The sequence below is a fragment of the Chryseobacterium daecheongense genome (genome assembly GCF_003729955.1).
Taxonomy (GTDB): Bacteria; Bacteroidota; Bacteroidia; order Flavobacteriales; family Weeksellaceae; genus Chryseobacterium; species Chryseobacterium daecheongense.
Genome location: NZ_RJTX01000001.1, coordinates 800,986 through 813,218 on the forward strand (window position 1 = coordinate 800,986; position 12,233 = coordinate 813,218).

General features: G+C 36.2%; 8 protein-coding genes. 4 read left to right on the forward strand and 4 right to left on the reverse strand.

Annotated elements, in window-relative coordinates; genetic code table 11:
- Positions 1–13: 13 nt before the first annotated feature.
- The 3 genes from EGI05_RS03745 to EGI05_RS03755 are packed head-to-tail and all read right to left on the reverse strand — an operon-like array spanning position 14 to position 5,038.
- A complete protein-coding gene (locus EGI05_RS03745; RefSeq protein WP_123261715.1) occupies positions 14–2,617 on the reverse strand; it encodes a DNA gyrase/topoisomerase IV subunit A in 2,604 nt (867 codons plus the stop codon).
- On the reverse strand, positions 2,592–3,107 hold the full coding sequence (locus EGI05_RS03750) for a hypothetical protein (protein ID WP_123261716.1): 516 nt from the start codon (positions 3,105–3,107) through the stop codon (positions 2,592–2,594). Before EGI05_RS03750 ends, EGI05_RS03745 begins: the two co-directional genes overlap by 26 nt.
- A gap of 50 nt (positions 3,108–3,157) precedes the next feature.
- Complete coding sequence (locus EGI05_RS03755) at positions 3,158–5,038, reverse strand: DNA topoisomerase IV subunit B (RefSeq protein WP_123261717.1); 1,881 nt, start codon at positions 5,036–5,038, stop codon at positions 3,158–3,160.
- Between the two features lie 359 nt (positions 5,039–5,397).
- On the opposite strand from EGI05_RS03755, the gene EGI05_RS03760 reads away from it, so the two are divergent.
- Together EGI05_RS03760 and EGI05_RS03765 are read left to right on the forward strand one after the other, a co-directional pair.
- A complete protein-coding gene (locus EGI05_RS03760; protein ID WP_123261718.1) occupies positions 5,398–6,126 on the forward strand; it encodes a LytR/AlgR family response regulator transcription factor in 729 nt (242 codons plus the stop codon).
- Between the two features lie 218 nt (positions 6,127–6,344).
- Complete coding sequence (locus tag EGI05_RS03765) at positions 6,345–7,547, forward strand: T9SS type A sorting domain-containing protein (protein WP_123261719.1); 1,203 nt, start codon at positions 6,345–6,347, stop codon at positions 7,545–7,547.
- Between the two features lie 78 nt (positions 7,548–7,625).
- Here EGI05_RS03765 and EGI05_RS03770 read toward each other — a convergent pair whose 3' ends face one another.
- Positions 7,626–8,408, reverse strand: a complete 783-nt coding sequence (locus EGI05_RS03770) for a TIGR00266 family protein (protein WP_123261720.1) — start codon at positions 8,406–8,408, stop codon at positions 7,626–7,628.
- Between the two features lie 199 nt (positions 8,409–8,607).
- Between EGI05_RS03770 and EGI05_RS03775 the strand changes: the two genes are divergently transcribed.
- On the forward strand, positions 8,608–11,526 hold the full coding sequence (locus EGI05_RS03775) for a sensor histidine kinase (protein WP_166668314.1): 2,919 nt from the start codon (positions 8,608–8,610) through the stop codon (positions 11,524–11,526).
- Entirely contained in the window at positions 11,495–12,226 is a 732-nt protein-coding gene (locus EGI05_RS03780) for a LytR/AlgR family response regulator transcription factor (RefSeq protein ID WP_123261722.1), read from the forward strand. The genes EGI05_RS03775 and EGI05_RS03780 overlap by 32 nt, the downstream gene beginning before the upstream one ends.
- Positions 12,227–12,233 lie beyond the last annotated feature (7 nt).

Genomic DNA, 12,233 nt, shown 5'->3' on the forward strand with positions numbered 1-12,233 from the left:
AATTTCTCAATAATTAATTTTCGTTATCGCCTCCGCTTTCATCAAACAAATCTCCGATTACGCCTTCCTCAGCATCATGATCAATAAAGCTGATGTGTCCCTCGGTTTGTTCCACTTCATCAAAACCTTCATGTTCTTCTGGTTCCGGAATGGTAATATTGATGGCTTTTACCTTAAATTTCGTAAACTGGTTTCCTATTGCTTTGATTCCTTTCACCGCAATAAACTCATCGATATTGATGATCTCAGGATCGCGTTCTTTTCCTTTGTCTTTAGCAAAAATAATCTCTGCGGTAGAATCGTTGGCTACAATAATGTTTTCGATGAATGATTTCGGATGCTCCGAAGGCATAAAAGTCTGTACATTGGTTGTATTTTCCAGCAGAAATCTCTTAATGAAATAGATTTCCTTTTCTCCGTCATAGTAAATACAGGTAACAGGTTGTTCCGGTCTCCATTTTTCAAGAACCAGATATTCATCATCGAAACGGTTTCCAAGATCAAAGCTCACCAATTTGGCTTCACCATTGGAATTGATCGTCAGAATCTTATCATCACCCTTGAAATTCCCTAATAAAGTTCCTCTTGCATCTGCATTCAGCCTTCTTACGGTATCATCAAACCATATTTTTCTAGGTGCCAAGGTGGAAACTCCTTCTTCTTTCAAATCAACTTTCTTCACAGCATATTTGGTCACAAGATTTCCTTTGGAATCCCTTCCTTTAATGGCCAGTTCGGAGAAGTCGATCTCCATTTTGTTTTTCCTGATTCTTGGGTTCGGTTTCAACAGTACAGTAACCGTTTCTGCCTCCCCGTTCGGATTAGCAGAGAAATATAACATTTCTGAACCTTTTTTATCGGAAGCTAAAGGATAATCTGTATTTCTGGTGACCCCGGTCACAGAGAAACGTTTCATATAATATGGTCCTTCTTTTCCTTCACGGTAGATCATATTATACACCGTTCTTTTATCATTCTTTTTCCAAACGGCAACGTGAAGAATGTCTTTACCAATAAAGGTTTTTGGCTCTACTTTCACGACTTTCATGCTTCCGTCTTTTCGGAAAGTGATAATATCGTCAATATCAGAACAATCGAAAAGATATTGGTCTTTTTTCAAAGAGGTTCCTATAAAGCCTTCTTCGAAATTGGCATAGAATTTTTCATTGGCAACGGCTACTTTAGTAGCATCAATGGTATCAAAAATTCTTAATTCCGTTTTTCTTTCTTTTCCTTTTCCGTATTTCTTCTGAATATTCAGATAATAATCGATAGCATACGTAATAAGGTTGTTCAGATGATGCTTTACCTGCTCTATTTTGCCTTCTAAAGCGGCAATATTTTCTTTGAATTTATCTAAATCGAATCTTGAAATTCTCTTGATTCGGATTTCAGTCAGTTTAAGGATATCTTCTTCCGTCACTGCTCTTAAAAGATGTCCGGTATGAGGTTTAAGCCCCTCATCTATAGTTTTCAGAACATCTTCCCAGGTTTTCACCTCTTCAATATCATGATAGATTCTGTTTTCAATAAAGATTCTTTCTAATGAAGAGAAATGCCAGCTTTCCTGTAATTCATGAAGCTCTATTTCCAGCTCTTTTTTAAGCAACGACACCGTATGATCGGTGTTCATTTTCAAAATTTCGGAAACGCTAAGGAACATAGGTTTATCTCCTACGATCACACAGGCATTGGGAGAAATGGTTACCTGACAGTCTGTGAATGCATACAATGCATCTATGGTCTTGTCCGGAGAAACATCATTATGAAGATGGATAAGGATTTCTACCGTATCCGAAGTATTGTCTTCAATTTTTTTGATTTTGATTTTCCCTTTTTCATTGGCTTTCAGGATTGAATCAATCAAATCGCTGGTTGTCTTGGAAAAAGGAAGCTCAGAAATCACAAGCAAATGCTTGTCTATTTGCGAAATTCTTGCTCTGGCTCTTACTTTTCCGCCTCTGTGTCCGTCATTATATTCGGTAACGTCCAGATAGCCTGCCGTTAAAAAGTCTGGGTATAGCTCAAACTTCTTGCCTTTTAAGTAAGCTACGGAAGCATTAATCAATTCGTTGAAATTATGCGGAAGAATCTTTGTAGAAAGCCCGACTCCAATCCCTTCAACTCCCTGTGCCAATAGCAAAGGAAATTTTACAGGCAGGTCTATAGGTTCATTATTTCTTCCGTCATAGGACTTAGCCCATTCTGTAGTTTTAGGATTGAAGACCACCTCCAACGCGAAAGGTGTCAAACGTGCTTCAATATATCTTGCAGCAGCAGCAGAGTCTCCCGTATAGATATTTCCCCAGTTTCCCTGGGTATCTATCAACAGTTCTTTCTGCCCGATCTGCACCATGGCATCTGTGATGGAAGCATCACCATGAGGGTGATACTTCATTGTATTTCCTACAATATTGGCTACTTTATTGTATCGCCCGTCTTCCAGCTCACGCATGGAATGCATGATTCTTCGCTGAACAGGTTTGAAGCCATCATATACAGATGGTATGGCTCTATCTAAAATTACATAAGAGGCATAATCAAGAAACCAGTCTTTGTACAGCCCGGAAACTTTTTTAAGACTCTCTCCTTCATGCGAATATTCTTCTGTTATCATTTATGTTTACACTTGCTTCTTTGTTCTCGTTATTAGCTTTTATAACTTTATTCAGAGACACTTTTAAATCGCTTATTTCCTTTCTCGTCAAATAAGAGATTTCATACTTTAAAATGGTTGAACCACTATTCTTACTTGAAATAGTAATATACAACCTTTTCACAAAATATAAGTTAACCACTTCATATTTCATGAGTTTATACTTAGGAAACTCATCACTTAAAGCCTTATCTAAAAACGGCAATGCATTCCTGTTCTTGAAGTTCAGCGCTTCGCCGTCACTGTCATATTCAAAAACCTGCCTTCCGCTCAGATAATAAACTATTAACAAGAGAATAGGTACAATTATTAACAAATAACTTTCCTCTCCTAAAACATCAAATCTGTATTCTTCTAAAAAGAATGCTGCAACGCCACCCAATAACATCATTAACAACACTGTATTAATGAAATTATACACCGGTACTTTGTTTCGGTTACTTAATCTCATAATATATTAAATTTGATTTGTGTTTTTTTTTGAGTTGTATTTATTTTCAATTATTCCGCATCCGTCAATATTTCTTTTTTATTAATATCAGGATCTTCCACTACCAGATTATCCAGGATAAATACCTGTCTGTCCGGTGTATTTTTACCCATATAAAATTCAAGGAGCTGATCAATCGTCTGATCTTTCCCTATTACTACTGGCTCCAGACGGATGTCTGCTCCGATAAAGTGCTTGAACTCATCCGGTGAAATTTCTCCAAGTCCTTTGAATCGGGTAATTTCCGGGTTTTTTCCAAGTTCATTCAGTGCTTTTATTCTTTCTGCTTCTGTATAACAGTATCTTGTTTCCTTTTTATTTCTTACCCTGAACAATGGGGTCTGAAGAATATACAGGTGCCCATTCTTGATCACATCAGGAAAGAACTGAAGAAAGAAAGTAATCATCAGTAACCGGATATGCATTCCGTCCACATCAGCATCGGTTGCAATAATTACCTGATTATATCTTAAATCTTCAAGGCTTTCTTCAATATTCAATGCTGCCTGCAACAGGTTGAACTCTTCATTTTCATACACTACTTTCTTGGTCAATCCATAACAGTTCAGAGGCTTCCCTTTCAAAGAAAATACAGCCTGGGTTTCCACATCTCTGGATTTGGTTATAGATCCTGATGCGGAATCTCCCTCCGTGATAAAGATCTGCGTTTCCGCTTTTCTTTCTGCTTTCTGGTCATTATAATGCTGTCGGCAGTCACGAAGCTTTTTATTGTGAAGAGAAACTTTTTTGGCTCTCTCTCTTGCTAATTTCTGAATTCCCGAAAGCTCTTTTCTTTCTCTCTCTGAAATTAAAATTTTTCTTTGTATCGCTTCTGCAATCTCAGGATTTTTATGCAGGAAATTATCCAGCTTACTTTTCAGGAAGTCAATGATAAAAGTTCTCACGGTAGGACCTTGCGGACCCATATCATTGGAACCTAATTTTGTTTTAGTCTGCGATTCGAAAACCGGCTCTTCCACATTGATGGAGATTGCAGCAATAATGGATTTTCTGATATCCGAAGCATCAAAATTTTTATTGAAGAATTCCCTTACGGTCTTTACATAGGCTTCACGAAATGCATTTAAGTGCGTTCCTCCCTGGGTTGTATTTTGTCCGTTAACGAAGGAGAAATACGTTTCTGTCTGAGATTTATCCGAATGGGTAATAGCTACTTCAATATCATGATCTTTCAGATGAACGATCGGATAAAGCGTTTCGCTTTCCATTTCCTCCTCCAGGAGATCTTTAAGACCGTTTTCGGAATAATAGGTTTCTCCATTGAAGATGATCTTCAATCCGGGATTCAGGTACGCATAATTGCGCAGCATTCTTTCAATGTATTCTTTCCTGTATTTGAAATGCAGGAAAATTTCAGCATCCGGAATGAATGAAATTTCAGTCCCGTTTCTATCGGAGGTATCTGTTTCCGAGTAATCCTGAGTAATCATTCCTCTGGAAAATTCAGCGGTCTTCATTTTCCCGTCACGCACAGATCTTACTCTGAAATAATCTGAGAGGGCATTCACGGCCTTGGTACCCACCCCGTTCAGACCAACGGATTTTTTGAAGGCTTTGCTGTCATACTTTCCTCCTGTATTCATTTTGGAAACGGCATCCACCACTTTCCCTAAAGGAATTCCCCGGCCAAAGTCACGAACCGTAACTTTTCCGTCATCCAGTTTTATTTCAATTCTCTTTCCCGCTTTCATCCTGAACTCATCAATAGAGTTATCCAGGATTTCTTTTAATAGGATATAAATACCATCATCCGCAGACGAACCATCTCCCAGCTTCCCGATGTACATACCGGGGCGCAGGCGGATATGCTCCTGCCAATCGAGGGTTCTGATATTATCTTCGGAATAGGTAGAGTGTATTTCTTGTGACATATATTATTACGCAAACATACAAAAATACAAAATTGAAAAAAACTAGATGAATATGATTTTACTTATTTTTCACCAATTATAAACAATAAGTAATAAAATATAATCACCATATCTTTATTATACAAATATACTACAAAACAATAATTAAAATTACTTATAAATCAATTAATTTTTCTTTACTTATCATTTTTTACTTGATAATTTTCCTTCCATTCAATAGTGAATAATACTGTCCAATTTTAATTTTAATTTATATTATTCCACAATACGTGATAATTAATTTTTATTAAATTTAATAATTAAAAGAAAACCATGACAATCACCTGAAAAAATAAAACTAAAAACCAATCCATATTACCATGAAAACCTATTTAAAAATCTGCATCATTGATGAACAGGATGATGGAGAATCTATCTCCAGATTATTAAAAAGCGAATTCACTGAATTTGAATTTTCACTGCACAGCTGCAACATTGAAGAAGCTTCTTTTTATCTTGATCGAAACACACCCGATATTCTGTTTCTCAACCTGGGTCTTGTAGATGAGAGGGCCGTCAAAATGTTTTCAAAATTCAGAAAAAACCTTTCACAGATTATCTTCATCACAGATTCTGAAGCCAATGCCATTAAAGCGATTAAAAGAGGAATAACCGATTATCTCATTAAGCCCATTAAAAAGCTGGATTTTGTAATCGCCGTAAACAAAGCACTGGAATCAATCAATAAGCAAAAGAACTTTATCTATCACAGTACATTTCACAGTAAGATCAATATTCCGACTCTGCAAGGTTTCAGACGTATCAGTATTCATGAAATCATCCGCTGTGAAGCAGATTCCAATTATACGTTCATCTATTTGCTTGATAAAACAAAAGTGATTGTATCCAAAACATTACATGATTTTGAAATGCACCTTTCAGAATATAATTTTTTCAGAATACATCACAAGCATCTTATCAATCTGGATCATCTAAAAGAATACATCAAAGGAAGAGGCGGACAGGTCATTATGGCCGATAATTCCGTTCTGGATGTTGCTGCCCGTAAGAAAAACGATTTTCTGTATCATGTTGAAAACATTGAATAATCACATTTAAGAGATATATCTACACATTTATACACCTATCCATTCACACCTGCTAATTCACATTACCGTGATGTTAAATATCATGATACTTTTACGACTTCTGATCAATGAATCATTGAGAAGATGTAAAACTGTATTAACGATGAAAACCTCATCAATTCATGAGTATTAATCCTAAAGTTTTTGTTGGCTTTTGATCTATAAAACCAACGTACATTATGGTAAGAATATATTTTTTTGCAGTGTATTTCCTTTTAGGATGTTTCATGCTTCAGGCACAGGCTCCGTGCAGCGATTTTAATGATCCCACTAATCCTGCGGGAAACTGGGCTCCTGCTCCTCCGCCTAATGGAAACGTAAGTGTAGGATTCGGTACAGCCAACCCACTGGATGGATCCCAGTATCTGATTCTAAAAGATCAATCAGGGGGGTCATGGTATCAAAACACGACCGATTTTCAAAAGCTGGGTGATAAATATCTTGGATACTGCCTGTATTTTGATTTCTATCTTGAAAATGACAGCGGTTACGGAATGCCTTATCATCCCTACATCACAATTTCTGATGGAACCAACGGAGCTACATTTGTTGCGAATGTAACCGTAACTCCGGGAAGCGGATGGGTACGCATCAAAGCACCTATTGCATTAGCCAACGGAGGACCTCTTCCAAGTAATTCTGATGGTGCATGGACCGGACCTACTCCTGCTGTTTTTGACAATATTATCATGAACACTGTAAGTGTCGGCATCACTCCGGATATTACGTCCACTCAACAGGAAGTAGTTTATTTTGATAATATTTGCGTGAAACCTTGCAGTGATTGCAGCGAATGTAATTCTAATTTCAAGCTTCAGACAACAACAAGTACTTCCGGTAATTATACTACAGCACAGGTATTCCTTGAAAGCACCAATTCTCCAAGTTTATACTCAGTAGATTGGGGTGATGGAACAGTATCTAATGTTCTAACTTCACATACGTATCTGAATTCAGGTTCTTACAAAGTTTGTGTAACTCAATATGAAAATGACAAGCCTAAATGTACCACCTGTATTGTTATCTGTATCCCAAAGCCGGTTGAAGCAGGCAAAACTACAAACAACGTAAGCTCTCCTCTAAAGGAAAACGCTGAGATAGCAAGAGCAGAATTAAGCAATACCAATCCGAAAGAATATTTACTGGTTCCTAATCCTGCAAAGAATTATGTAGATGTACAAACCAATCTTTCTAAAAAAGGAATGGTAGCCGTAAGAATAATGGATATTTCCGGAAAAGTAGTCATTGAAAAATCCGCAACCATAGAAAGCGGAAGACAAAGTATGAAGCTTGATACTGAAAAATTGGTTCAAGGTACTTACATTGTTGAAATCCAATCAAACGGAAAAACAACCTCACAAAAATTGCTGATTTCAAAATAGATCTCGAATAGAGTTAAAAAGCAAAAGACTGTCCGAAGACAGTCTTTTGTTCTTATATTGATTTGTTGTTAATTCAAATTAAAATCCGTCACCGTCCAACAGATTTCCTAAACCTCCCAGAATACTTCCCTGTTCTCCTTTTTTGGTGGTTCCGTACTGTAGAATTCTGCTTGCTAAACGGGAGATCGGCAACGTCTGAATCCAAACTTTTCCCGGGCCTCGTAATTGAGCAAAGAATAAGCCTTCTCCTCCGAAAATGGTATTTTTAATTCCTCCTACAAACTGAATATCATAATCTACGGTATGGGTAAATCCAACAATACATCCTGTATCAATTTTCAATATTTCACCTGGTTGAAGCTCTTTCTCGATCACATGCCCTCCACTGTGCACAAATGTCATTCCATCTCCTTCCAGTTTTTGCATGATGAAACCTTCCCCACCAAATAAACCGGTTCCCAGCTTTCTCTGGAACTCAATACCAATATTCACTCCTTTGGCAGCACACAGGAAACTGTCTTTCTGGCAAATGACTTTTCCGCCCAGTTGGCTTAAATCTAATGGGATGATCTTTCCTGCATACGGAGCAGCAAAGCTCACCTGCTTTTTTTGAGAAGAAGTATTGGTAAAAATTGTCATAAAAAGATTTTCTCCGGTAAGCATTCTTTTCCCGGCAGAAAATAATTTTCCCATTAATCCTTTTTCCGTTCCGTCTCCAAACATAGTTTCCATCTGGATACCTTCGGTCATCATCATAAAACTTCCCGGTTCGGCAATAACACTTTCGTTAGGATCGAGTTCAATTTCGACGCACTGCATTTCCTCACCGTAAATTTTGTAGTCTATTTCATGATTAGTCATTATTTCTTTTATTAGGGTTATTGCCTACAATATTACTATTTTTAAGGATTACGATACAATAAATTCCTTTGCTTACAGAAATCTTTTTAAAGCTTCCCGATATTTTTGACATTAAAGCATTATTTTTCATCAAATAGGCTTCAGGATGCGTTCATTTTTTTATTTATTCTGCTATATTTACAATATTATTCAATTAGCTGTGAGAAAAATACATTTTCTGACCTCATGTATATGTATTATCCTTTTTTCGTCATTATCAATTGCACAGATTCCGGGATTAGTCAATTATAATGATGAAGATGGGCTTAACAGCTCTTATACCTATCAGATCAAACAGGATTATAAAGGTTTTATATGGATCGGAAGTGATAATGGTTTATTCCGATTCGATGGTAAGGAATTCAAGCAATATGGTAAAAAAGAAGGTTTGCGGAATATTGAGATTTTATCTTGCATACCTTTATCTAATGGTGAAATTTTCATCATTCCATTTCTGAATGATTTCGCCTATATAAAAAATAATAAAATCATTAATTCCAAAATCAATAAAGAACTTCAAAAAATACAGTTCACCAATATTCCCGGCCTTGCATGGAATAAGGATGAAGTATATCTGTATGACAGTTATAACCCCAAAACTATTTTTGTATATAAGGAAGGGAAAGTCAGGGAACTTCCGCTATTTCCCAATTATCAAAAAAAATCACCTCTCCCTATTATAGGTTTTGATTTCGATAACCGACTTACTTATTTACACAGCAAAAAAGGGGAAGTTATTATCTATAATGCGATTACTAAAAAAGAAACGGCATATCCTATTGGTTTAGAAAAAAACATTAGTCTCTTAGAACATAATGGTATATTTTTCGCCAGAAAAGACAAAGAAATAACCATATTAAAGCGGGAAAATTATTCACTTAAAAAGATCAATACTTATAAATCCAAGGAAAATATTCATAATATAATAGTAGATAAAAATAATAAACTATGGTTAGGATTGGAGAATGGCGGCGTACTGTTTTTTGACCAACCCATCACTGAAAAACTTCCTCCGCCTATCAAGCTTTTGGATAATTATGTGATCAATGATGTACTGGTGGATAATGATAATAATGTCTGGTTCACTTCTGTAAAAAACGGGGTTTTCTTTATCGCAGAAAAGTTTTTCAGGAATTATATTAATCTCCCTATAAAAAACAATTCTTCACACATCACCGCTATAGCAGGAAATGCTAATCATATTTTTTTAGGATATAATGAGTCGTATGGCGGGATTTTTCATTCTAACCGTATTGATAACATTTATTTTGAGAAAAACGGAAAAACGGAACACAGGGGAATATACGCTAATAATGACATTGCCATTTTCGGATTAAGCAGAAAGGTATTCCTGTATGACATTCATACCCGTAAAAAAAAATTCCTGAAAAATTATTTCCTGAAAAATATAGCACCTTACACAGACACCTCTGTTTTATTGTGTACACCGGAAGGCTTGACTATTTATGATTTTGTCAAAAAACAAAGCGTCGATATTTCTGTCAATGAAAGAGTATATTCTGTTTTACCTTACGCCAAAGACAGCTTGTTTATGGGAAGTTTCAAAAATCTTTACAAGTTCAATATTCAAACAGGAAAGAAAACTCTTTTTTTAGAGGGATATTATTTTACAGATATCAAAAAGCTAAAGCCTGATCTGTACATCGGGGCTACCAATGTGAAAGGGCTTGTTCTTTTCAATAATAAAGGGCTCATTAAAGAAATTACGGAAAAAGACGGTTTAGCCACCGATAAAATAAAAAGAGTAGACGTAGAAGGTGAAAATATCTTTTGGGCAAGTACCAATTCAGGGCTGCACAGGATCGAACTAAAAGGAAATACCGTCAAAATTAATACTTTTACTCAGACAGACGGACTACCTTCCAACGTTATTGCAGGCTGTATCATAAGAAAAGACAGTATTTATATAGGGACCTCTAAAGGGCTTGGAGTTTTTTCAATTAAAAAATTACTGACCCAGCAAAAATTCATTAATAAAAAGGTTGTCATTAATTCTGTTGTTATCGGAGGCAAAGAATATTTTGACCTTAATCAGGAGTTGGCGGGAAAAACTCCGGACAATAATGTCATTCTGAATTTAAGCTTCCCGGATTATACTTCGCAGGAAAAAATAAGCTATCAGTATAAAATTGAGGGGCTCAATGAAAACTGGCAGACCAGCAATTCTTCGAAGATCATATTGAACTCCATCCCACCGGGAAAATACACATTCAAAGTCTTTGGTTTAGGATATAACGGCAAGCAATCTTTTGTTTCCACGGATCTCCCTTTTGAAATCAAACCTCATTTCTGGCAAACCTGGTGGTTCACCATATTGATGATGTTATCCGCCATTGGTATTCTTTCTTTCATTATTATCCTGTATTTTCAAAGAAGACGTAATGAGAAAATGGATGCGTTGTATTATGAGAAAAAAATTGCGGAGCTGGAACTTCAGGCCATTAAAGCACAGATCAATCCGCATTTTATTTACAACTGTCTTAATTCCATTCAGTATTTACTGTATAAAAAAGATTATACGGAAACGGAAAACTACCTGGAAATTTTCTCTCAAATGATCAGGAAAACTCTTCATTATTCGGAAAAGACGTTTATGCCGGTAAAAGAAGAGGTTGAATATCTTTCTCTGTATCTGGATATGGAAAAACTCCGGTTAAAAGACCAGTTCGATTATACCATATCGGTTTCTGAAAAAGTAAACGGCAATTGGGTGATCCCTTCATTATTGATTCAGCCTTTCGTAGAAAATGCAATAAAACACGGAGTCTCCGGTTTAAAGGATAGAAAAGGACATATTGTAGTTTCATTTGAGCATATAGACGCTTCCCTTTGCATTACTATTGAGGATAATGGGGTGGGAATTGACAATAAATATAAATCTGCCGATAAATCCAATTCTTTTGGGGTAAAGCTATCTCAGAAAAGGATTGAAACATTTAAGCAGCTCTTTGAGACTAATATCATTTTACAGATCAATACCCTTTCTGAAAGACAGGGAACACAAATTAAACTATACATAACACCTTATGAAAACCAAAATACAAGCCTGCATCATTGATGATGAACAAGATGGAAGGGATTATATCTCGCTCCTGCTAGAAAATGAATTTCCGGATGTGCAAATCGTATTTCAGGCTGCAAGCATTGATGAAGCCTATGTTTACCTTATTAAAAATACGCCGGATATTCTGTTTTTGGATATCCAACTGAGTGATGGGACTGCTTTTGACCTGCTCGCCAAACTAAAAGAAATTTCATCCCAGATTATTTTCATTACCGCTTATGAAAATTTTGCCATTCAGGCGATTAAGAATGGAGCTACAGATTATCTGCTTAAACCTATTAAAAAAGTAGATTTCATCATTGCAGTTAACAAGGCAATGGAAAATATAAGGAAAAACAAAACCGTCCAATCCAATTCTCTTCAGAACAATAAAATCAGCCTTCCTTCTTTACAGGGATTTAAAATGATCAACATTGGCGATATCATTCGTTGTGAGGCAGATTCAAGCTATACTACTTTTTACCTTACGGACAAAAGCAAAATTGTGGTTTCCAAAACCATGCATGAATTTGAGGAGCTTCTTTCCGAGCATCATTTTTTCAGGATCCATCATAAACACCTCATCAATTTATCTCATTTAAAAGAATACATTAAAGGCAAAGGCGGCCAAGTCATCATGACGGATGACTCCGTTTTGGATGTTTCTGTGCGTAAAAAAAATGATTTCCTTTCCAGAATAGATTTCATAGAATAAAAAATGG